Genomic DNA, 21,954 nt, shown 5'->3' with positions numbered 1-21,954 from the left:
CCCCAGATACCGGCGCTGGTACTCCAGATGGGTACGCCGGCTGTGTGTCAGGAACTCCCGCATGTCCGCCGCGTCCTGGTGGTCCGCCGGCACCGCCCGCAGCCAGTCCGAGATCGCGAACCACTGCTCCGCGACGTAACGGTCCCAGCTGTCCCCGTCCGCCAGCACCATCTCCACCAACTCCATCCCGGCCGCCTCGAACCGGTCCAGCGTGCCGACCAGCGAGGTGAACTCCTCCCGGCCGAACCCCATCGCCTCGAACGCCTCCTCGGGGGCCGGCTCCGTCAGGTACGGCTCCCCGATCAGCATCAACCCGCCCGGCCGCAGCGCCCGGCGCAACAAGTCGATCGTCCCGCCGACCCCGTCACCGATCCAGGTCGCCCCGATACACGACACGACGTCGAATGCCCCCGGCTCGGCCTGGTACACACCCGCGTCCCCGCGCTCGAAACTCACCCGCTCGGCCACCCCCAGCTCCGCCGCCCGCAGCCGGGCCGCCGTCAGGAACACCTCGCTCAGGTCCACCCCGACACCCCCGATGCCGTACCGCTCCGCCCACCGGGTGAGCATCTCCCCCTTCCCGCACGCCAGATCGAGCTGCCGCTGTCCCTTCTCCAGCCGGCAGATCTCACCCAGGAGCATCAACTTCTCCTCAGTGATCGGGTTCAGAATGCGGTGCCCGGACTCGGCGATCTCGTGATGGCGCAGGCTCATGCGGCTCCTCGGCCTTACAGGCCCCCGACGGGGGCGGAACCCGCGCATGGTGCCTGATCCGGAACCCCGGTGCCACTCAATATCCCCCGCGTCCGCCGCGATCAAAGGGTGCACCAGGTATCCCTCCACCCCCGGGCGAGCACCGGCCCGCCGACCGTGGCGAGCACCGCCGCCCGGAGCTTCGCCGACTCCAACGGGGCGCCGAACAAAAGCGATCCCTCACTTGATGGAGGGTGCATATACGGCAGGGCGGAGGAGCCTGGCGCATGTGCGGCGGGGCCGGCCGGACGAGCAGCGGCACGGCCGGGCGGCGGCACGGCCGGGCGGCGGTCCGAACACGTTGACACGCCGGGTGCACCGAACCATGCTGAGCAAGCGCTTGGAAACCAGCTACTCAGGAGGCCCACCGCCATGCCGCAGCCCCGCGTCTTCGCGTCGCTCGACGAACTCCGTGCCGCTGTCGGCGAGCAGTTCGGCTGGACCGACTGGGTGGAGATCGAGCAGAAGCGGATCGACCAGTTCGCCGAGGCGACCGGTGACCACCAGTGGATTCACGTCGACCCCGAGCGGGCGGCGCAGGGCCCGTTCGGTACCACCATCGCGCACGGCTTCCTCACGCTCTCCCTGATCCCGTCGCTCACCCCGCGGCTGTTCAGCGTCGAAGGCGTACGAATGGGCGTCAACTACGGCGTCAACAAGGTCCGCTTCCCCGCCCCCGTACCGGTCGGCTCGCGGCTGCGGGCCACCGCGAGGATCGCCGACGTGTCGGAGACGAGCGGCGGAGTCCAGCTCGTCACCCAGGTGACGATCGAGCGCGAGGGCGGCGAGAAGCCGGTGTGCGTGGCGGAGACGGTGGCGCGGTTCTATCTCTGAACCACGTCCGACCCGCCTCCGACCCACGGATACCGACATATCGACGCACGTACCGTGGGGCGATCCCGCAGATCATCGGATCAGTCGATCCGGCGGACCATCCTCAGCACGAGGTCGGCGTAGAGCGCGCCGACCTCGCCAGGCGTACGGCTGCCGCCCGGGCTGAACCAGCGGGCCACGTCGATGCACAGCGACAGCACCGCGAGGGTCGTCCCGGAGACGTCGGGCACGTCGAACTCACCCGTCGTCACACCGTCCTTGATGATCGTCCGGATCGCGTCCTCGCTCTGACGGCGCAGCACGACGATCTCTCGGTAGTGCTCGGGGGCGAGCGCGCCGAGTTCGTACTGCACGATGCGGCCCGTGGTGTGGTGCTCGGCATGCCAGCGGACGAAGACGCGCACCGCCGCCGCGAGGCGTTCCGCAGGGGTGCCGTCGGAGTCGCGGGCCTCTTCCAGCATGGCCAGTGACCGATGGTGGCCGACCTTGCTGATCTGGTAGAGCAGCTCTTCCTTGGTCTTGTAGTGGATGTAGAGCGCCGCTGGGCTCATCCCGGCCCGGCCGGCGATGTCCCGGGTGGTGGTGGCGTGATAGCCGCGCTCCGCGAACGCCTCGACCGCGGCGATCACCAGCCGCCTCGCGGCGTCGGGGGTGATGTCACCCCACGCCTCGCCAGTTGCCGCCTCCGCAGTCATCGCACGCTCCCTCACACCCACCACACCCACTTGGTCGACAGGGCCACACCCTACCGTCATAGGTGAGCAAGCGCTTAGGCGAAGGAGCGGGGCTATCACCGAGGAGGGCCGAAGAGAGCCGGACGAGCCGGACGCGGGCAACCGGGCAACCGGGCAACCGGGCAACCGGGCAACCGAAGCACTAGAACGCGGAGACCCCGGTCAGCGCCCGCCCTATCAGCAGCTTGTGTATCTGGCTCGTGCCTTCGTACAGCGTCATCACCCGGGCGTCGCGCAGCAGTTTGCCCGCTGGGTACTCGTCGATATAGCCATACCCGCCGAAGACCTGGAGGGCGTTGTTGGCGCAGCGCACCGCGGCTTCGCTGGCGTAGAGCTTGGCGACCGACGACTCGGTGGCGAAGGGCTGTCCGCGGTCGATGAGGTCGGCGACCCTCCAGGTGAGCAGCCTGGCGGCGTCCACGTCCACGGCGATGTCGGCGAGCATCTCCTGGACCAGTTGATGCCGGGCGATCGGCACACCGAACTGCTCGCGCTGCCCGGCGTATCCGGTGGCCGCCTCCAGGCACGCCTGCGCGATGCCGACACAGCCCGCGGCGACCGACATCCGGCCCTTGGCGAGCGCGGACATGGCGACGGAGAAGCCCTTGCCCTCGGGTCCGAGCATCGCGTCTGCCGGGACCCGCACCGCGTCCAGCACCAGCTCGGCCGTCGCCTGGCCGCGCAGGCCGAGCTTGCCGCGCACCTCACGGCGGCCCAGCCCGGGGGCGTCGGCCGGCACGAGGAAGGCGCTCACGCCTCGGTGGCCCTCGCCGCCGGTGCGCACGAAGAGCAGCACGACATCAGCCCAGGTGCCGTTGGTGATGAACATCTTGCTGCCGGTGATCTCGTACATGTCGCCGTCCCGCACCGCGCGGGTGGTCAGGTTGGCGGCGTTCGACCCGGTTCCGGGCTCGGTGAGGCCGAAGCAGCCGATCGCGTCGCCGGCCGTCAGCCGCGGCAGCCACTCGCGCTTCTGGGCTTCGCTGCCCCAGTGCGCTATCGACTTGGCGACAAGGCCGAGCGAGACCGACACGATGCCGCGCACCGCGGAGTCACCGCGCCCCAACTCCTCGGTGACCAGGCAGTACGCGAGGTGATCGCCGCCCGAGCCGCCGTACTCCTCGCCGATGGTCAGGCCGAGGAAACCGAGCGCGCCGAGCTTCTTCACGATGCCGCGGTCCACACTCTCCGCCCGGTCCCACTCGACAGTGTGCGGAGCGATCTCCCGGTCGGCGAAGTCCCTGGCCAACGCCTTGACGGCAGCCTGCTCCTCGGACAGCTCCAGATCCACTGCGGCCACCCGGCCCTTCCGAACATAAACTACCGGCGCTAGTTTTCCGGTAGCAGCCTCTACTATGTGCCGCATGGCCCGCCCCCGCAAGCCCTTGCTCAGCCGCGACCGCATCGTGACGGCGGCGCTCGCCCTCATCGACGAGGAGGGGCTGAACGCGCTGTCCACCCGGCGCCTTGCCGCAGAACTCGGGGTCAGCGGACCTTCCCTCTACAACCACTTCGCCACCAAGGAGGCGATCCTCGACGCCGCCGCCGACACGGTCATCGCCCAGGTCGACCTGTCGATGTTCGAGCCTGCGGCCGACGGCCGGCCCGACTGGCGCGCCGCCCTCCTCGCCTGGGGCCGCTCCTACCGCGCCGCCCTGACCGAACACCCCCATATCGTTCCCTTCCTCGCGATCGGCCCCGGACTGCGGCCCGCCGGGTTGCGGATGGCCGACGCCGTCTTCGGCGGCATGGTCGAGGCGGGCTGGCCCGCCGCCCAGGCGACCCGGATCGGCGCGCTGATGCGCTACTTCGTCACCGGCTCGGCGCTCGGCTCCTTCGCGGGCGGCTTCGTCGGCGATCCGCAGGCATACGACCCGGCGGACTACCCGCACCTCGGCCAGGCCCACCTCTTGGCCAACCGCCGCGAGCAGGTCGACGAGGGGGCGTTCGAAACCGGCCTACATGCGCTCGTCGACGGACTGGCGCTCCAATTCCGCTGAGCCCGCCGCGCGTCCGGTGACAGGATGACGCGCATGCCTGCTTTCGACGACACCGCCAACAACGATCTCGTCCAGGTCAACTACACCAAGTACGACGGCTCGCTGCACTGGAACCTGCGGATGCACCGGCTCGGCGAGGACAAGCACGGAACATGGCTCGGACTCCCCGCGGACAGCACCATACGCAAGGGCCATGGTCCGACGGTGGATCTGCCCGAAGCCCACATCATCCTCTTCCCGCACGACTCCTGGTGGACCGCCACCTTCAACGCTACTCCCCGTAAGACCGAGATCTACTGCGACATCACCACCCCGCCGCAGTGGCCCTCGGCAACCGAGGTGACCATGGTCGACCTCGACCTCGACGTCCTGCGCCGCCGCGGTACCCAACTCCCGATCCTCGTTGACGAGGACGAGTTCGCCGAGCACCAGGTGCGGTACGGCTATCCCGCCGACGTCATCCGCTCCGCCGTGCAGGCCGCGTCCTGGCTGATGACCGTGATCGCCGAGCGCTCCGGCCCCTTCGACGGCGTGCATGAACAGTGGCTGGCGCAGGTCGACTAGTTCCTGCCGTGGGCGGCCAGCCCACGGTGCCCGGTCAGAACACCACCAGGGCCCGGCCGCCGCGCCCGGCGGTCATCGCCTCGAAGGCATCCGGTATGCCGTCAAGGCCGATCCGGTCGGTGACCAGGGCGGAGAGATCAAGCCGCCCTTCGCGTGCGTGCCCGGCGAGGACGGGGAGATCCTTCGCCGGGTCGCAGTTGCCGTACACACAACCGGACAACGTACGGCCGAAGTAGAAGAGTTCCAGCGCCGTGAAAGCCACCTGCTGATCCTGCCCGCCGATACCGACGACCGCGGTACGCCCGCCCCGCCGGGTGGACGACCACGCGGTACGGATGGTGTCGGCGCGGCCCACACACTCGACCGCCGCGTCGGCGCCGTAGCCGCCGGTGAGTTTGCGGACCCGCTTGGCGGTGTCCTCACCCGCGACCACGAAGTCCGTGGCACCCGCCGCCCTGGCCAACTCCTCCTTGCCCGGCGCCACATCCACCGCGATGATCCGTTCCGCGCCGGCGATCCTGGCCGACTGCAGAACGGCGAGGCCCACCCCACCCACTCCGTACACGGCAACCGACTCCCCCGGCCGCACCCCCACCACATGATGCACCGCGCCATACCCGGTCAGCACCGCGCAACCGAGCAGCGCCGCATCGCCCAGCGGCACCCCCTCGGGCAGCGGCAGCACCGCGTTCGCCGCCACCACCGTCTCCTCTGCGAACACCGCGGTGCCCAGGCCCGGGTACAGCTCGCTCCCGTCGGCGGCCAGCGTCGCGTACGGTGCTGCCGCCGCCGCGCCCGCGTTGGCGCACAGCCACGGCTCGGCCAGCCCACAGAAGTGGCAGGTCCCGCAAGCGGGCGCCCAGTTGAGCACCACCTGATCGCCGACCGCCACGTGCGCGACGCCCTCCCCCACCTCGACGACCGTGCCCGCGCCTTCGTGGCCGAGTACCGCCGGCACGGGCTGCCGCAGGGTGCCGTTGGACAGCGACAGGTCCGAGTGGCACACCCCGGCAGCCGCCAGCTTCACCCGCACCTGGCTGGGCCCTGGCTGCGGCAACTCGATGTCGGTGACCACCAGCGGGGCGTTCACTTCGGGCAGTACGGCGGCGCGGACCACAGTGTCTCCTGGGCTTCTTGCGGCGGGGGTTGTCAGGTTGTCGGCCTTCCCAGGTGGTGGGGCCGGGGAGTGCTCGACCTGGGGATGGCCGGACCCGAAGAGGTCAGAACTGCAGCGACTTGGTCTGGAGGTACTCGGCCAACCCGTGCGGGCCCAACTCTCGCCCGACTCCGGACTGTTTGTAACCCCCGAAGGGCGCCTGCGGATTGAACCGGCCGCCGTTGATGTCGACCTGCCCGGTCTCCATCCTCCGGGCGAACGCGACGGCCTCCGCCTCGTCCTCGCCCCAAACCGCCCCGGCCAGCCCGTACACCGTGTCGTTGGCTATCCGCAGCGCGTCCTCTTCGTCCTCATACCGTATGAGGACCACCACCGGGCCGAAGATCTCCTCCTGCGCGATCGTCATTCCGGGGGCGACATCTGCGAAGACCGTGGGGCGTACGTAGTACCCGGTGGTCAGGTCGTCGGGCGCTTCGGCGCCGCCGGCCGCGATCCTGGCGCCTTCCTGGACGCCCTTCGTTATGTAGCCGCGGACCCGATCACGCTGCTTCGCGTTGACCACCGGGCCCAGCCGCTCGCCGGGCACGTACTTCGCGGCGGCCGCCGTGGCCAGCTCGACCGCCTCGTCATACCGGGCCGCGTCCACCAGCATCCGGGTCCAGGCGCTGCACGTCTGACCGGAGTTGGCGAAGACGTTCGCCACACCGACGTTGACCGCGCGGGCCAGGTCCGCGCCGGGCAGGATCACGTTCGCCGATTTGCCGCCGAGTTCCAGCGCGACCCGCTTGACCGCACCGCCGGCCGCCGCACCGATCCGCTTGCCCACCGCGGTGGACCCGGTGAACGACACCAGGTCGACATCCGGGTGCTCCGCGAGCGCCTGGCCCGCGACCGGGCCGAGCCCGGTGACCAAGTTGAACACCCCGGCAGGCAGGCCCGCCGCGTCCAGCACCTCCGCCACCAACTGAGCGACGAGCGGCGTGTCCTCGGCCGGTTTGAGAACCACGGTGCAGCCCGCGGCGAGTGCGGGCGCCACCTTGGCCACCACCTGGTGCAGCGGGTAGTTCCACGGCGTGATGGCCCCGACCACGCCCACGGGTTCGTGCAGCACCCGGGAGTTGCCAATACGCTCCTCGAAAGAGTGCTCGGCGGCGAGCTTGGCGAACACTCCCATCACCGCAGTCGGCATGTCCGTGTGCACTGCGGTCGCGAACGCGGGCGGCGCACCCAGTTCGGCGGCGATCGTAGCGGCAATCTCGTCGCGGCGCTCGGCCATCAGCCCCGCCGCCGCGGCCAGCGCCGCCGCACGCTTCCCGGGCTCGGTCGCCGCCCATCCGGGCAGCGCCTGGCGCGCCGCCCGTACCGCCGCGTCCACGTCCTGGGCATCGCCGGCCGGCACCTGGGCGATGACCTGCTCGGTCACCGGGTTGACGACGTCGATCCGCCCGTCCGCGGCCGCGGGTCGCCAACGGCCGTCGACGTAGAGCTCGTCGCGCCCCTGGTGGACGTGCTCGCCACCGCCTGCCCTATCCGTCCTGCCGTCCACGCTGCCGCCCTCCGATATCGCCGCTCTGCGTCCGGCGCCCAAACTAGCGCCGATAGTTTTGTGTGACCAGCGCTCGCCCGGTCGCCCCGAGTTCGCGTGTGTGATTGGTAGCCACTTGCACCGCATTCGCCGGCCTTGTCGATCCCGCCGGACGGGTGCCGAACGGCTCCGACAACGACCTACCCGCCGGTACGCACCGCCACCCTTCGAATATGGGTTCGCTATTCGAGCACGGTGCCGAGATATGCTCTGACCAGCACTTTCGCCTCGGCGATCACGCGCGAATCACCCGTTTGGGTGGTCCGGAACGCGAGTTGCAGCGCGGCGTCGGCAGCCTCGACGGCGACGGTCAGCACCAACCGCAGCCGCGGGTCGGCCGGGTCGACGGTGAGCCGGTCGCCGAGCAACACCGGCAGCCGGTCGGCGAGGTCCTGGTTGGTCTCACCCGGTACACCGAAGTCCACCAGCGCGAATCCGGGCGCGGTCCGCTTCATGGCGGTGTACTCCTCGACCAGCACATCGACGGCGGCGCGCCAGTCCGCCCCGACGTCCGGCTCGGCCAGTCGCGCCGCAGTGCGGTCAAGGAACTCGTCGAGGTTGCGATGGGCCAACGCGTCGGTCATGGCGCGCTTGTCGGAGAAGAAGCGGTAGACGGAGCCGATGGGCACTCCCGCACGCGCGGCCACCGCGCGCGTACTGAGCCGTTCATAGCCGCCTTCGTCCAACTCCCGGGCGCAGGCGTCGAGAATGCGGGAGAGGCGCTCGGTGCTGCGGCGCTGAACGGGAACACGGCGTAGTGCGCCGCGCGCGGATTCCTGCCTGGGCACGGCAGGTTCAGCCCCTGGCTATGGCATCGAAGAGCCTGCGCAGCCCGTCCAGGGTCTCCGCGAGCGCAGCCTGTGGGTCTTCCGCGCGGGCGACGGCCATCGCACTCTCGCTGAGACCGCCGTAGAGCATAGAGGTGAGGGGGTCGGCCGGGCGATCAGGGATCGCCCCCTTCCCGATCGCCCGGGCCACCCCCCGCAGAGTCAACTCGCGGCAGTCGACACCGAGTGTGCGCATCGCCTCCCAGCCGAGGGCGCCGGGGGCGTCGAAGAGGGTGATGCGCTGGACCTCGGGGTCGAGCGAGGCTTCGAGATAGGCGCGGCTGCCCTCGAAGAGCGCCTCCCAGGGGTCGTCGGCGACCTTGAGGTACGCGGCCGAGATGACGGCGGCAAGTCCGTCCTGTTCGCGCGCGTACACGGCGCTGAACAACTCCCGCTTGCCGGCGAAGTGGTGGTAGAGCGCGCCTTTGGTGACGCCGGCCCGTTCGCAGACCGCGTCCAGCGAGGTCGCGCCGTAGCCGTCGGTGGCGAACAGGTCGCGGGCCGCGGTGACCAGGTCGTCGACAGTGGCGTCGGAGCGCTCGCGCTGACGCTGGCGCGGTGCCGTCGAGACGGCGGTGCCGTCGACGCCGCGCGCCCGCCCGGTGGCGCGCCGCGCGCTGCCGCCTGCGCTGGGTCCTGCCACGGCGCACCTCCCTCTCTTGCCCGCCGATTGAACCGGCCGCCTTGCCCGCTCCCACCTTAGCCAAGGCCATCGCTTGACACATATATACCTTCGGTATGTATGTTCCGTACCGCCAGTATGCATCAAGCCCCGCAAGGCAAGGACGGCCATGTCCTCATCGACCTTGTCCACCTCACGCGCTTCACCTGTCTCTCCCGCATCCCCTCCCCTCCCCGGCGCGCCTCCCGACCCACCTCCCGGCGCGCCGGGCACGGGTTCCCGGCCCGGTCTCGTCCTGCTGCTGAGCGCCGGCGCCACCTTCATCGCCTTCCTCGACACCACCGTGGTCAACGTCGCCTTCCCGGACCTGGCCACCTCGTTTCCGTCCGCGCGGATCTCCGACCTGTCCTGGGTGGTGAGCAGTTACGCTGTTCTCTTCGACGCGCTGCTCACTCCGATGGGCCGGATCGCCGATGTCCTGGGCCGCAAGAGGGTGTTCCTGCTGTCGCTGACCGCCTTCACCGTCGCCTCCGCGCTGTACGCCGCTGCACCCGACCTGCCGTTTCTGATCGCCGCCCGGGCCCTGTAGGGAGCGGCCGCGGCGGGCATGATCCCAGCGGCGCTGGGACTGCTGCTGGCCACCACCCCGCCCGCCGGCCTCGCCGCGGCGATCGGCGCCTGGGGCGCGGCGGGTTCGATGGCCTCGGCGGCCGGACCGGCCCTGGGCGGTGTCCTGGTCGACGTCTTCGGATGGCGCTCTGTCTTCGTCATCAACATCCCCGTCGGTATCGCGCTCGTGGTGGCCGGGATACACGGGCTGCCGGGACGCACCGACGGCGGGCAGAAGCCGCCCGATCCGCTCGGCGCTGCCACTCTCACCGCAGGCATTCGCTGGTCGTCCTGGGTCTCACCAAGGGCAGCGACTGGAGTTGGGGCTCGGCCGCGACCATCGGCATCACGACCGGCGGCGCTGCCCTGGGCGCGCTCGCCCTTTGGCGTTCCGTGCACCACCCCGCCCCGGCCGTCGAGACCGGCCTCTTCGGCGACCGCACCTTCGCGGTGGCGTCGGCGGCCTCCGCCTTCACCGGTGCGGCGCTCTTCGCCTGGTTGCTGAGCAGCCCGCTCTTCCTCACCACCATCTGGCACTACTCGGTACTCAAGGCCGGCTTCGCGGTCACTCCCGGTGCGCTGACCTCCGCGCCGGCCGCCATCGCTGTCGGCAAGCGGGCAAAACCGCACCAGTTTCCGTTCATCGTCGGCGCGGCGATGGCGGCGTTCGCGGCGGTGAGCGTGTGGACCTGGCTGCAACTCGGCCCAGACACGCGCTTCCTGACTCTCTGGCTGCCGATGGGGCTGATCGGCGGTGCCGCGTTCGGCGCGACGCTGACCGCCCTGTCCACCGCGGCCGCCATCTCCGTGCCTCCGTCACGGTTCGGCTCAGGCGTCGGAATGAGCACCACAGCACGCCAGTTGGGCGGCGCGCTCGGCGCCGCGGCCACCGGCGCGATCATCGCGGCCCACCGGCTCGGCAGCCCGCAGGCGTTCCGCGACGTCTACCTGGCCTGCGTACTGCTGGCCGGCGCCGCCGCCACTGTCGGCCTCGCCATGTCCCGCACCATGCCCAAGCACAGGGAGTCCTGACAGGACCTCCGAGTCGCTCCCGCTCGTCGGCGCCACGCATCCCACGGACGGCGCCCAGGACTTCGAGCGCGAAGCCACCGACCCGCACTGCATGAGCGACACCGAGAGCGACGCGCTCCTGCACGGTGCCTCCTGGCGGCGTCTGGCGGTCGTCGGGGACAGCCTCGCGGAGGGTCTGGGCGATCCAGTGCCCGGCTACCGCACCGCGTGCTGGGCCGATCGGCTCGCGCGGGCGCTGCGCCGGTCCGTGCCCGACCTGGCCTATCTCAACCTCGGCCGACACGGACTCACCGCCGCCGAGGTCCGCGCCGAACAAGCCGAACGCGCCACTGCCTTCGCCCCCGACCTGCTGGGCGTCGTCTGCGGCGGCAACGACCTGCTGCTGCCCGGCTTCGACCCGCGCGCCCTGGCGTCGGAGTTCGACCGGCTCCTCGGCGCACTGGCCGCGCCCGGCACCACACTCTTCGTCTACGCCCTCGTCAACGTCGTCGACGCCATACCCGAACTGCGCGGCGGGCCGCTGGAGAAGGGCGTGGAAGTACTCAACGAGGTGACCCGCAAGGCCGCCGACCGGCACGGAGCCCTGGTCGTGCAGATGTACGGGCACCCGGCGTCCGCCGACCGCGACCTGTTCAGCACCGACCGGGTGCACGCCTCCGCACGCGGGCACGCCGTGATCGCCGCGACGACGATACGCGCACTGGCCTCGCGCATCCCGGCCACGGAGTTTTCCACAGGCGAACGGTGAGGGTTGCCGTCGTGATTCCTATGGTTCAGCATAGGAATCACGACGGCAAGGCGGGGAGTGGAGCATGGAGTTGCAAGGCACCAGGCACAGCGACGACGACAAGGACCTCGACTACCAGCCGGGGTTCGGCAACGAACACAGCACGGAGGCCGTGCCGGGCGCCCTCCCCGTGGGGCGCAACGCCCCGCAGCGCGCCCCTTTGGGGTTGTACGCCGAACAGCTCAGCGGCACCGCCTTCACCGAGCCCCGGTCCCATAACCACCGCAGCTGGCTCTACCGCATCCGGCCGTCCGCCGCCCATCCCCCTTTTCGCCGCGTGCCGAACGGGGCGCTGCGCAGTGCTCCGTTCCACGACGTGGAGCCGGACCCCAACCGACTGCGCTGGGGCCCGCTCCCACTCCCCGACGAACCCACGGACTTCGTCCAGGGCCTGGTCACTGTGGGTGGCAACGGTGACGTGCTGCGCCGCGAGGGCATCGGCATCCATTGGTACGCGGCGAACACCTCGATGGACCGCCGCGTCTTCTCCTCGGCCGACGGCGAGTTCCTGATCGTCCCCCAGCAGGGCGCCCTGCTGCTGCGTACCGAACTCGGCGTGCTGCGCGCCGAACCGGGTCACGTCGCCCTCATCCCGCGTGGCGTCCGCTTCCGGGTGGAACTCCTCGAGCCGACTGCCCGCGGTTACGTCTGCGAGAACTACGGCCGCCCTTTCCAGCTCCCCGACCTCGGCCCGATCGGTGCCAACGGCCTGGCGAACGCACGGGACTTCCTCGCCCCGGTCGCCACCTACGAGGATCGCGAGGAGGACACCGAGGTCGTCAACAAGTTCGGCGGCAACCTATGGGCCGCCGTCTACGACCACTCACCGCTCGACGTGGTCGCCTGGCACGGCAACCACGTGCCCTACCTCTACGACCTTCACCGCTTCAACGTGCTGGGATCGATCAGCTTCGACCACCCCGACCCGTCCATCTTCACCGTCCTCACCTCCCCGTCGGACACCCCGGGGCTCGCTGGCGCGGATTTCGTGGTGTTCGCGCCTCGTTGGCTGGTCGGCGAGGACACCTTCCGCCCTCCGTACTTCCACCGGAACGTGATGTCGGAGTTCATGGGCCTGGTCGAGGGCGCCTACGACGCGAAGGCCGAGGGCTTCGTCCCCGGCGGCGCCTCGCTGCACAACATGATGTCCGCGCACGGCCCGGACCGCACGACGTTCGACCGGGCCAGCACCGCGGAGTTGCGCCCGCAGAAGATCGACGACGGGCTGGCGTTCATGTTCGAGACGCGCTGGCCGGTGGTAACGACCGAGTTCGCCCTGGGCGCGGGGCACCGGCAGGAGGGATACGACTCGGTCTGGGAGGGGCTTGAGAGAAACTTCCGACCGTGAACGCCTTCGCCCCCGACTCACTGGTCCTCAACCGCAGGCTGCCGCTCTGGTACCAGGTCTCGCAGTCCCTGCGCGCCTCGATACTGGGCAGGCGGGCGGACGCCCCGCTGCGGCTGCCCACCGAGGAGGACCTTGCCGCGCACTACGGAGTAAGTGTGCTCACCATGCGCCAGGCACTGAAGGAACTGGAGACCGAGGGCCTGATATCCCGGCATCGCAGGCGCGGCACCTTCATCGAGCCGACCGCACTGCGCGGGGCACCGGTGAAACTGCTCGGCTCGGTGGACACCATCGTCGCCCAGCAGTCCGGGGAGCGCACCACTATCCTGGCGCACGGTCCCGCTCCCCTGCCTCCTGATGTGGCCGAGTACTTCCCCGACCTCACCGAGACCGTCTTCTTCCGGCGGCTGCGCCATGATGAGGCTGGCGAGCCCTCCAACTGGGCCGAGAACCATGTCCGCCCCGAACTCGCCAATCGTATCGACCTCGCCGACCTGGAGCGCTGGCCGATGACGAAGGTCCTACGCGATGCTCTGGGGGTGCGGATCAGCCGCATCACCGACACCGTGGAGGCCAGGCTGGCCGCCCCGGACACCGCCCGCCTGCTGCAGGTACCGCTGCTCAGCCCGATACTGCACTACACCGGCGTGACCTACGACGAGACTGGCCGAGCCGTGGACGTGGTGCGCATCCACTACCGCGGCGACCGGTTCTCCTTCACCGTGACGATGGAGGCACCCTGAGAGGGCCGTCAGTAGCATGCATGCGGTGAGCGATGACGCGCCTTTGCTGCACGACCTGATGCCATGGTCGGTGCGCCCGCTGCGCATCGGCCGGGGCTGGCCGATGGCACCCGAGCCCGCCTGCCTGCGAGCACGCTGGACTCTCCTCACCACCGCGCCGGACGACGCCACCAGAGCTGCCCTGCTGCACCCGACCCGGGCCCGCGGCCTGCACACCCCGGTTGCCCAACTCCCCGGCCACCACACCCCCACCACCGCGATTGCCCGCGAGGACGGTCGCTGCCCGGAGCCGGTACGCATCCAGCACGGGCCCTTCGACCAGCAGTGGCTGATACCCGACCACCGGCTGATCGACGTGGCCCGGCCTGAACTGTGGCGGATCGCCGACGACCGGCAGGTCTTCGCGATCGAGCAGAGCCCACTGCCGGACACCGCGGAAGCCGCGGTGACCTTCTGCGCCCTGCTTCCCGACGGGCGGTCACCGGCTGGCAAGCCCGCCCTGATCCGACCGCTGTACCGGCGGCCCGGCGGCCGCGATCCGAACCTCGCACCGGGCCTGACCAGTTGGCTCACCACCCGTCTGGGCAGCGACGTCACCGCCGAGGACACGCTCGCCTGGATCGCCGCCGTGGCCCGACCCGGTCACCGTGGCTGCGCCGTACCGCTCCCCCGCACCCCGGACCAGTGGCACGAAGGAACGGCGCTGGGCCGCAGATCCCTGTGGCTGCACACCCGAGGCACCCGCTACGCCGATCCCGCGCGGGGCCGCGACGCCGACCGGCTGCGACCGCCCGGCGGCAGCCGACCCTATGTCAGGGCGCCGCTGCCCGCTCAGCCACAGCCCGACGACCTGCGATACGACCCGCAGGAGCGCGCCCTGTGGATCGGCACCGGCCAAGTGGCTCCTGTGGCGCCCGGAGCCTGGGAGTCCACAGCGGGCGGGGTACGGGTGCTGGAAGCGTGGTACGGGCGGCGGGTCACACCCGGGGAGCCGGGCTCGCTGGAAGCTATGCGCCCGGCCGCCTGGACCCGGGCCACGACCTCAGAACTGCTGGAGTTGATCGGCGTGCTGACGCTGCTGGCTCAGCTTCGGGGCGAGCTGCGGGACTTCGCCGCGCGGCTGGCGGCTACGGGCGTCGACAGGACGGGGACAGCCGGCACGGTGGCGCTGAGGTCGGCCGGGGTCCTTCCGGTACCCGCAGCCAGGCGTAGGCCGGCCTCAGTGCTGGAGCATCACGAAGAAGGCCCGGACGGGCAGTTCGCCCTGCTGTGACCGTGAGTGCAGTGGGATCAACGGCGGCCGCTGGGGAGGACGGCCGCACGCACCCCACCGTGTTGACAGCAGGACGGACGCGAACTGCTCGTGTTTCAGCGGCGGTTGCCGAAGAGCGACCTCCGCAGTCGGCGCAACGGCGCGAAGAGCGACACCCGGGCGCCCCTGTTGGTCTTGGTGTGCACGGTGTCGCGCGAGGTCAACTCCCGCAACAGCACGGTCGCTTCCTCGGTCTCGCGCTGCGGCACGGCAGGGCCGGCCAGTATCGAGAGATGCCGGTCCAGACGTGCACTGGACGCCTTAGTACCGCAGTTGATGGCAGGCACTCTGGGCCTGCCGTGCATCGCTATCTGTTCCATGACTCTCCCCACCCTGTCGAGGGCACCCAGCACGGGCAGGGTAACCCTATCGCCCCGTCACGTCACGTGCGCATCCGCCGCCTACCCCTGTCGCCCGATTCACCTTCCGTTCAAGGGCGTTGACGCGGGAACGGACATGCGGAGGACGGCGTCGCATCATGCCACCGCACGGAAGGCCGGCAGATAGCCGCCCGACTGGCCGGTCGCGGTCGGATGGTAGGACTCGTCCGCTGGAAGCATCACGCTGTTCAGCCAGGGGGCACCGGAACACAGTTCGTGACCGGCGAAGGCACTTCGGACGTCGGCGAACGTGAAGCCGTGGTCCGCGGCGCGTTTGGCGATCACCCCGTCCAGATCGTCAGCCGCGCCGTTGACGGCTCTGCGCGCGGTGTTACTCAGCCCCAGCAGGCAGTCGCCGGGAATCTTGTAGAAGCGCCGATATCCGAGCACCACCGCATGGGCGCGCGGGGCCTTGGCGCGGATCTTGTCGTACACGGCGTCGAGCAGGCCCGGCAGATCCTTGTCGACGAAGACCCGGGCCTTGGCGATCCGACTCAGGCAGGGGCCCTCCGAGTCGAGTGCGCAGGTACTCATCACACCGGAGAGCTCGACGTCGTTTCCCCCTGCGCTGATACTGATCAGGCTGGTCGCGGAGTTCACCGGTCCCAACTGGCCGCTGACGACGTCCGTGGTGTCGGCGCCGGAACAGGCGGTGAAGGCGAACGACGAAGGATGGTGGGCGGTGGCCCACAACTCGGGATACGCCCTGGTACTTCGTTTGCAGGCACCACTGGACCCGTCGTATCCCCCGGCGCCGACTCCGGGCGGAGTAGGAGTCGCCGAGCGCCACGTAGTTGGTAGTGGCCGCCTGTGCGGAGCCGGTTCCCAGCAGGCCGACCGTGCACATGAGGGCCAACGCGGACGCGGCTGAGACGAGGTGGTGCATTTTCATGAGAACTCCCTGAGCGGCGTCCCGCGGACCATCTCCGACACGCCGGCCAAGGGCGATGCCAGGAGGTGTCACGCGCGGGGAAACTGATCGGCGGTCAACAAAGCCGCTGCCCGGCCCCGTTGACCTCACTGAATTCATCTCCGGACATTTGTGCGGCAAATCAACCCTTTCGAGGGGTTTGGGAGTCCGCATGGAAGCTCGAGTCGGACCGAAAAACGCTGGGCGATTGCCCCGCCGTGCCGGATCATGGGCCGCATGTCCGCCACATCCCGCCCACCGAGGAGGCACGTGCCGCCCGCCTCTCCCGCCACGGACAGGAAGGCCGCCGCGGCCGCCGATCCGTTCCATTCCCTGCCCGTCCATCTGCGACTGGACGACAGCGACTCGCCGTCCGACGTCGTCGACGCCTTGTTCCTGGGGCGTTTCACCTCCGGGCAGCAGCCCTTCGCCCGCAGCAGCTCACTGGAGAGCGTCAAGCCCGGCCTCACCCTGCTGCCGCCGGACGCGGCTGTGCTGCGGCAGACGCGTGACAAGGACCGCAGTGCCCTCCTGGCCGAGGGAGACGGCTGGACGATCCTGGTCTCGTGCTGGAACCGGGGCGCCGACGTCACGGTGACGGCGATCTCCGACGAACTCGCCGAGCGGATATTGAAGTCGGCGGTCGACGACGCGGAGGACGAACCGGAGCCGCAGCCGGACAACATCACCATGGGCTTCTGGTACGTCTCCCCCCGGCGGGGCCCGCACCGCACCACCCGGAAAATCTCCGCCAGCACCTGGGACGAACTGCGCGGCAACTACTCGGCGCCGGTCGCCGACGCCATGGACAGCCTGATGAAGATGACCGCCGACGACGTCACCGGGCGGCTGCTCCTGCTCCATGGACCACCCGGTACCGGCAAGACCTCCGCCCTGCGCACCCTGGCACGCTCATGGCGCGACTGGTGCCAGGTGGACTGCGTCCTGGACCCCGAGCGACTCTTCAACGACGTGGGTTACCTGATGGACATCGCCATCGGCGAGGACGAGAGCGAGGGCGGTCGCTGGCGGCTGCTCCTGCTGGAGGACTGCGACGAACTGATCCGCGGGCAGGCCAAGCACGAGACCGGCCAGGCGCTGTCGCGGCTACTCAACCTCACCGACGGACTGCTCGGCCAGGGCCGCAACGTCCTGGTCGGCATCACCACCAACGAGGACCTGGAGCGACTGCACCCGGCCGTCGTACGGCCCGGTCGCTGCCTTGCCCGCATCGAGGTCGGCCCGCTGAACCGGGAAGAGGCGGTGCGGTGGCTCGGCACCAGCGAGGGCATCGGCCGTGAGGGCGCCAGCCTCGCCGAGTTGTACGCCCTGCGCCGCGGCGCCGCGCCGACCCTCACCGTGCCACCCCAGGTGGAAGGCGGCCTCTACCTCTGACGACGGACCTACTCGCCGTACTCCGCGCGCAGCGCCTCCTCCATCGCGGTGCGGGCGGCGTCGCGGTCCAGGCCGAGGCGGTGAACCCGCTGCGCATAGGCGGTCGCGGCGGCGGCCACCTCGCGAGTCTGGGCGTCACCCGCCGCAATGTACGTGCCGTGGCGGCCCCGGGTCTCGATCACCCCGTCCGCCTCCAGCGCGCGGTACGCCTTCGCGACAGTGTTCGCCGCGAGCCCCAACTGCTCGGCCAGGCCACGCACGGTGGGCAGCTTGTAGTTGACCGGGAGAACCCCCATACGGGCCTCCTCGGCGATCTGACCGCGCACCTGCTCGTACGGGGCGGCGGTCGCGTCCGGATCGATCGTGATCTTCAGGCTCATACGCCGGATACTGGCACAGCGGCGGATACCAACGGCACCGCTCGGGCCGGACCGTCCGGGGCGTAGGCGATGGCGTCCCCGCTCTCGTGCAGGTGGAGCAGGAAGCAGTGGCCGGCCCGATAGCCGTCGATCGCCGCCCGGCAGTAGGCGACCATGTCGTCGGGCAGCGCGTCCAGCGGATACCAGCCGAGCTCCGAGCACTTGTCCGGTTCGCGGTTGACCGGTTCGGGGCCGCCGGTCGTGTGGTGTGCAACGAAGAACCAGCCGATCCTGGCCCGGCCTTCGGGTGCCCGATGCTGCATCACCATCGCGGCTTCCAGGTCGCCGGGGGCCAATTCGAGCCCGATCTCCTCGCGGGCCTCGCGGATCATTCCGCTCCTGACGTCCTCGCCGTCTTCGAGGTGCCCGGACGGCGCATGCAGCAGGCCGTCGGCGTAGCCCGTGCCGTCCCGGCGGGCGAGTAGCACATCCTTGCCGCGCAGCAGGATCAGATGGACGTCGACGATCTCGGTGTGTCGGCGGGAGATTCGGGGCGCGGGGCGGACCACCGCCACGTACCGCTCGTCGGAGACCGTGTGCCCCCACAGCGCCGCGTCGGGGCCGAGTTGCTCGACCTGGGTGGACCCGCCGAGCGGCGCGGTGAGTTCAGTGAGGGTGTCGGCGGAGATGCCGACCGGGGGTGTCCCCCACCGGCCCTCGATGAGGACCAGCCGCCCGCCGGGCCGCAGCAGGTCGGCCCACCGCCGCAGTACCGCATCCGGGTCCGGCAGGGTCCACAGCACCTGGCGGACGAGGACGATGTCGAAGCCGCCTGCCCCTACGGGCGGATGGCTCGCGTCACCGACGATCGCCAGCGCGTTTGTGCCGGAGAGCTTCGCGCGGGCCAGCGCGACCATCCGCTCCGACCGGTCCACAGCGGTGACCCGGTGCCCGCCGGCGGCCGCGAGCCGCGAGAGGCTTCCGGTACCGCAGCCGAGGTCGAGCACGTCGGACGGCGTCGCGGGCAGCCATGACCGCAGCCGCGCCGCCCATGCCGAGCGGACACCCGGGTCGCGCTGGCCGTGGTCGGGTTCATCGTCGAAGTGGTCGGCGGCGGCGTCCCAGTATTGGCGAGTGTCTGCGTCGGCGCTCATGGGAAGAGCGTCCCACCCACCGCCGACAGACGGGCGTTCACCGAACCTGCCGACTGGGTCGACCGGGCTTCACCACGTGGGGCGGATCGGCCCGGTCGGCGCGAGCCGTACCAGTTCGTCCCGCAGCTTGAGCAGCCGGCGTTCACCGAGGATCTCCTCCCAGGGCAGCACAGCCTCGGCCGCGGCCGCCTCGGCGGCCTCGGTGCAGCGCCGGCCACGGGCAGTGAGCAGGACGAGTCGGGCGCGGGCGTCATCCGGGTGCGGGCGCCGCTCCACGTACCCCTTCTGCTCCAGTTCGTCGACGATCTGACTGGCGGCCTGGCGGGTGAACCCGAGGTGTTCCGCGACCTCGGTGACCGTCGCACCGGCCGGGGCGAGCCGGGCGAAGACGAAGCCGTGGGTCGGACGCAGGTCGGTGAAACCCCTCGCCACCACGCCGTTGTGTATGTCCTGGACGAGCGACCCGGCGGAAATGAGAAGCGCGGCGGTCAGGCTCATTGCATCGGAGTCCTTCACAGAATCACCTTGACACAGAGCGCAAGCTCCTTGAACATATAGGCAAGAGATTTACGTAAGTTACTTGCCTATAACGCGACGCCGGGCTGTGCGCCCGGAGGAGGTTGTCATGCCTTTCATCCCCGCGGCGGACGCCGTGGTCCACAAGCTGCACGGCGCCCGCTTCGTGTCGTACGCGGCACCCGCCCTCGGCAGCAAGGAGTTGTGCGCATGGCGCTGCGAGTTGCCGGCCGCCTCTTCCGGGCCACCCCACCGGATTTCACGCGAAGAGGTCTTCCTCGTCCTGTCCGGCTCCCTGGAGCTGACCATCGACGGGGAGACCCGGACGCTCACCGCCGGCGACACGGCCGTCGCCCCACCCGGCTCCTTGCTGGGCATCATCAATCCCAGGGAGGAGCCGGCCGCCCTCTGGGTGACCACAAGCATCGGATTGCATGCCTCACTGGCCGACGGCTCACGAATATCCCCGCCCTGGGCTAACTGAACGCCGACAGACAGGTGGTCGGAGTGACATGCGCGGGGTCGAGCGCGTTCGCTGCCTCATGGAACGCGATGCGGTCGGTCAGACCGATGACGACATGCTCGGAGACATCGAGCGGCAGAGGTTCTGAAGCACCACGTTGCGGACGTTCGGGCCGGACAGCGCCTGCGTCGCGTATGGCGTGACGACCTCGTCGTAGACAGTGGAGATCACGGTGTACTGCACGCCGGGCACGGCGTCGCCGCCCGCGTTCAGTTCACGCTGGAAGTCCGATCCGGCCACCTGGTCGGCCAGACCGGGTAGATCAGCCTGGAGGAAGGCGGCCGCACCGGGGAAGTACGGAAGCAGCGCGGGTCAATCCGTCAAGCGTGGCCCCATGGTTGTCGGGAGCAAGGGCGACCAGCGCGTTCACCTTGGCCGCGCCACCGAGGAACTTCAGGTAATAGCGCGGCATCATGCCGCCCTGCGAGTGGCCGACGATGTCGACCTTGGCGGCGTGGGTGGCCACCAGTACCCGATCAGCGAAGTCGGAAAGCTGGTGTGCCGAGTCGGCGATCGGCCCCAACCCGCCGATCAGGTTCTCGTCGGGGCGCATGCCGTAGTCGAAGGAGAAGACGCAGTAGCCGCGCGCCACCAGATAGGGGGCGAAGACGAGCCAGTTGTCGGCGCCGTTGGCGAAGGTGCCGTGCACCAGGACGACAGGTCGGGGGTGCTGGGCGGAAGGGCGGCAGGAATAGTTGTTCCAGCCGCTGGTCGGCGCGGAGCCGGCGGACGCGGAGGCGACAGCGGTGGGCGCGACCGCCATCACTGCCGTCAGCGCGAACACGGCCAGGAGCCGTCTCCAGGGCAGCCTCATGCGATCTCCTCACAGGTCAGAGAAGTGGGCACGACAACGACGCCCGGCATCTTATGATCCGGATCACTTGCTGGACCCACGACAAGTTACGCACGAGTAGGAATTCGCTGACCAGTGCCGCGACCGGCAAGGTTTGCCCGGCAGTGAGGCGTCCTGGTGGTCCCCCATGGCCTTCGGCGTGGGGGTGCCCCCAGGCCGAAGGCGGCCGGAAGCCCTCGCAGTGGGCCTACTCGGGCCTTCGGCCAACGCCGGGAGCACTCCCCCTGGCTACGCCGGGAGCACCCCCACCCGCCGAAGGTAGGGGGACGCGCGCCCGGGCGGCGAGCGGGGCAAACCTTGCCGGGAGGGGCACTAGTTACGCGTGAGTAGAAAATGCCGCATGGATCGAACCCGCCCCTCACATGCAAGCACCCATGGCGAAGCGGAAGTTGAGAAGCCCCTGGTCGTGGAGTTGCGTGAATCGTTCGCATGTTCGATTCTAAGTGGAATGTCGATCCTCTCCGCGGGCGGCGTGCCGGTGAGGTCGGGTGGCACGCGGGCTCTGCCCGTACCACCCGCGCTTCGCCCTCTGCTGCCCAACGGCGTTCTGCGGGCCGGCTCCGCGGTGGCAGTGGAGGACGGGGACCTGCCGCTGCTGCTCGCGCTGGGAGGCGGCGCGGCTCGCCGCGGGATCTGGGCCGCCCTGGGACTGCCGCAACTCGGCGGGCTGGCCGCCGCGGACGCGGGGCTGGACCTGGATCACGGGCTGTGGGTCGACCGCCCCGGGAACGACTGGCCTCAAGTGCTGTCGGTGGTGATGGAGACGGTGCCGGTCGTGCTGCTCGGGCCGTTGGGCAGACCGACCGAGCGCGTCATGCGCAGGCTCGCCGCCCACCAGCGCCGCACCGGGGCCGTGCTGCTGGTGGCGGGCCCATGGGAGGGCGCGCAGGTGAGGCTGCGGGTGACCGAGGCGGCATGGGAGGGAGTGGGCGCGGGCCACGGGCTGCTGAAGGGCCGCCGGGTACGCGTGGCGGCAGGCGGGCGGGGCGTCCCGGGG

22 protein-coding genes and 3 pseudogenes are annotated in these 21,954 nt (G+C 70.2%); 12 read left to right on the top strand and 13 right to left on the bottom strand.

Features of this window, described 5'->3' with window-relative positions:
- Positions 1–714, bottom strand: a 714-nt coding sequence (locus AC13HU_RS07375) for an SAM-dependent methyltransferase (RefSeq protein ID WP_483040937.1), incomplete at its 3' end; no start/stop codon positions are given.
- A 411-nt stretch (positions 715–1,125) separates the two neighbouring features.
- Between AC13HU_RS07375 and AC13HU_RS07370 the strand changes: the two genes are divergently transcribed.
- Positions 1,126–1,587 carry a MaoC family dehydratase gene (locus tag AC13HU_RS07370; protein WP_483040936.1) on the top strand — a complete coding sequence of 154 codons (462 nt, stop codon included), beginning with the start codon at positions 1,126–1,128 and terminating at the stop codon, positions 1,585–1,587.
- An 80-nt stretch (positions 1,588–1,667) separates the two neighbouring features.
- Here the strand turns inward: AC13HU_RS07370 and AC13HU_RS07365 are convergent, their stop codons facing one another.
- Both AC13HU_RS07365 and AC13HU_RS07360 read right to left on the bottom strand, forming a co-directional pair.
- Complete coding sequence (locus AC13HU_RS07365) at positions 1,668–2,282, bottom strand: TetR-type transcription factor C-terminal domain-containing protein (protein WP_483040935.1); 615 nt, start codon at positions 2,280–2,282, stop codon at positions 1,668–1,670.
- A gap of 181 nt (positions 2,283–2,463) precedes the next feature.
- Positions 2,464–3,612, bottom strand: coding sequence for an acyl-CoA dehydrogenase family protein (locus tag AC13HU_RS07360; RefSeq protein ID WP_483040938.1), 1,149 nt, complete (start codon positions 3,610–3,612; stop codon positions 2,464–2,466).
- Positions 3,613–3,685: 73 nt separating this feature from the next.
- Here AC13HU_RS07360 and AC13HU_RS07355 point away from each other — a divergent pair, with 73 nt between their 5' ends.
- Both AC13HU_RS07355 and AC13HU_RS07350 read left to right on the top strand, forming a co-directional pair.
- Positions 3,686–4,321 (top strand): TetR/AcrR family transcriptional regulator, encoded by a 636-nt coding sequence (locus AC13HU_RS07355; protein ID WP_483040934.1) that lies wholly within the window; start codon positions 3,686–3,688, stop codon positions 4,319–4,321.
- Positions 4,322–4,354: 33 nt separating this feature from the next.
- Positions 4,355–4,885, top strand: coding sequence for a DUF402 domain-containing protein (locus tag AC13HU_RS07350; protein WP_483040933.1), 531 nt, complete (start codon positions 4,355–4,357; stop codon positions 4,883–4,885).
- Positions 4,886–4,919: 34 nt separating this feature from the next.
- Here AC13HU_RS07350 and AC13HU_RS07345 read toward each other — a convergent pair whose 3' ends face one another.
- The 4 genes from AC13HU_RS07345 to AC13HU_RS07330 form a co-directional block, all read right to left on the bottom strand.
- Positions 4,920–6,002: a zinc-binding dehydrogenase gene (locus AC13HU_RS07345; protein ID WP_483040932.1), complete on the bottom strand. Its 1,083-nt coding sequence runs from the start codon at positions 6,000–6,002 to the stop codon at positions 4,920–4,922.
- 103 nt (positions 6,003–6,105) lie between these two features.
- Positions 6,106–7,548 carry an aldehyde dehydrogenase family protein gene (locus AC13HU_RS07340; protein WP_483040931.1) on the bottom strand — a complete coding sequence of 481 codons (1,443 nt, stop codon included), beginning with the start codon at positions 7,546–7,548 and terminating at the stop codon, positions 6,106–6,108.
- Positions 7,549–7,769: 221 nt separating this feature from the next.
- The gene (locus tag AC13HU_RS07335) at positions 7,770–8,375 is read right to left on the bottom strand and encodes a TetR/AcrR family transcriptional regulator (protein WP_483040930.1); all 606 of its coding nucleotides are present in this window, start codon (positions 8,373–8,375) and stop codon (positions 7,770–7,772) included.
- 7 nt (positions 8,376–8,382) lie between these two features.
- The gene (locus AC13HU_RS07330; RefSeq protein WP_483040929.1) at positions 8,383–9,057 is read right to left on the bottom strand and encodes a TetR/AcrR family transcriptional regulator; all 675 of its coding nucleotides are present in this window, start codon (positions 9,055–9,057) and stop codon (positions 8,383–8,385) included.
- A gap of 148 nt (positions 9,058–9,205) precedes the next feature.
- Between AC13HU_RS07330 and AC13HU_RS07325 the strand changes: the two are divergent.
- The 6 genes and pseudogenes from AC13HU_RS07325 (at position 9,206) to AC13HU_RS07300 (ending at position 14,828) form a co-directional block, all read left to right on the top strand.
- A pseudogene (locus AC13HU_RS07325) lies at positions 9,206–10,150 on the top strand (MFS transporter).
- Entirely contained in the window at positions 10,039–10,677 is a 639-nt protein-coding gene (locus AC13HU_RS07320) for an MFS transporter (protein WP_483040939.1), read from the top strand. The pseudogene AC13HU_RS07325 and the gene AC13HU_RS07320 overlap by 112 nt, the downstream one beginning before the upstream one ends.
- Before the next feature lie 91 nt (positions 10,678–10,768).
- Positions 10,769–11,425: an SGNH/GDSL hydrolase family protein gene (locus AC13HU_RS07315; RefSeq protein ID WP_483040928.1), complete on the top strand. Its 657-nt coding sequence runs from the start codon at positions 10,769–10,771 to the stop codon at positions 11,423–11,425.
- 64 nt (positions 11,426–11,489) lie between these two features.
- Positions 11,490–12,812: a homogentisate 1,2-dioxygenase gene (gene hmgA / locus AC13HU_RS07310; RefSeq protein ID WP_483040927.1), complete on the top strand. Its 1,323-nt coding sequence runs from the start codon at positions 11,490–11,492 to the stop codon at positions 12,810–12,812.
- Positions 12,809–13,555, top strand: a complete 747-nt coding sequence (locus AC13HU_RS07305) for a GntR family transcriptional regulator (protein ID WP_483040926.1) — start codon at positions 12,809–12,811, stop codon at positions 13,553–13,555. Before hmgA ends, AC13HU_RS07305 begins: the two co-directional genes overlap by 4 nt.
- 16 nt (positions 13,556–13,571) lie before the next feature.
- The gene (locus AC13HU_RS07300; protein WP_483040925.1) at positions 13,572–14,828 is read left to right on the top strand and encodes a type ISP restriction/modification enzyme; all 1,257 of its coding nucleotides are present in this window, start codon (positions 13,572–13,574) and stop codon (positions 14,826–14,828) included.
- Positions 14,829–14,923: 95 nt separating this feature from the next.
- Here the strand turns inward: AC13HU_RS07300 and AC13HU_RS07295 are convergent, their stop codons facing one another.
- Both AC13HU_RS07295 and AC13HU_RS07290 read right to left on the bottom strand, forming a co-directional pair.
- Entirely contained in the window at positions 14,924–15,187 is a 264-nt protein-coding gene (locus AC13HU_RS07295) for a hypothetical protein (RefSeq protein ID WP_483040924.1), read from the bottom strand.
- A 156-nt stretch (positions 15,188–15,343) separates the two neighbouring features.
- Positions 15,344–16,139 (bottom strand): annotated as a pseudogene (locus tag AC13HU_RS07290) (SGNH/GDSL hydrolase family protein).
- Between the two features lie 246 nt (positions 16,140–16,385).
- On the opposite strand from AC13HU_RS07290, the gene AC13HU_RS07285 reads away from it, so the two are divergent.
- Positions 16,386–17,552, top strand: coding sequence for a DUF5925 domain-containing protein (locus AC13HU_RS07285; protein WP_483040923.1), 1,167 nt, complete (start codon positions 16,386–16,388; stop codon positions 17,550–17,552).
- A gap of 8 nt (positions 17,553–17,560) precedes the next feature.
- Here AC13HU_RS07285 and AC13HU_RS07280 read toward each other — a convergent pair whose 3' ends face one another.
- From AC13HU_RS07280 to AC13HU_RS07270, 3 genes are all read right to left on the bottom strand, one after another.
- Positions 17,561–17,932, bottom strand: a complete 372-nt coding sequence (locus tag AC13HU_RS07280) for a GntR family transcriptional regulator (RefSeq protein ID WP_483040922.1) — start codon at positions 17,930–17,932, stop codon at positions 17,561–17,563.
- Complete coding sequence (locus AC13HU_RS07275; RefSeq protein ID WP_483040921.1) at positions 17,929–19,065, bottom strand: methyltransferase domain-containing protein; 1,137 nt, start codon at positions 19,063–19,065, stop codon at positions 17,929–17,931. Before AC13HU_RS07275 ends, AC13HU_RS07280 begins: the two co-directional genes overlap by 4 nt.
- Before the next feature lie 69 nt (positions 19,066–19,134).
- On the bottom strand, positions 19,135–19,581 hold the full coding sequence (locus AC13HU_RS07270) for a MarR family winged helix-turn-helix transcriptional regulator (protein ID WP_483040920.1): 447 nt from the start codon (positions 19,579–19,581) through the stop codon (positions 19,135–19,137).
- 109 nt (positions 19,582–19,690) lie between these two features.
- Here AC13HU_RS07270 and AC13HU_RS07265 point away from each other — a divergent pair, with 109 nt between their 5' ends.
- The gene (locus tag AC13HU_RS07265) at positions 19,691–20,065 is read left to right on the top strand and encodes a cupin domain-containing protein (protein ID WP_483040919.1); all 375 of its coding nucleotides are present in this window, start codon (positions 19,691–19,693) and stop codon (positions 20,063–20,065) included.
- On the opposite strand, the pseudogene AC13HU_RS07260 reads toward AC13HU_RS07265, so the two are convergent.
- Positions 20,058–20,918, bottom strand: a pseudogene (locus tag AC13HU_RS07260) (esterase/lipase family protein). The gene AC13HU_RS07265 and the pseudogene AC13HU_RS07260 overlap by 8 nt on opposite strands.
- A gap of 487 nt (positions 20,919–21,405) precedes the next feature.
- On the opposite strand from AC13HU_RS07260, the gene AC13HU_RS07255 reads away from it, so the two are divergent.
- Positions 21,406–21,954: hypothetical protein (locus AC13HU_RS07255; protein WP_483040918.1), on the top strand; the 549-nt coding region annotated here is incomplete at its 3' end.

This window comes from Streptomyces sp. NH27 (assembly GCF_056859195.1).
The sequence above is the reverse complement of the archived record's forward strand: the minus strand, read 5'-3'. Positions and strand labels throughout refer to the sequence as shown.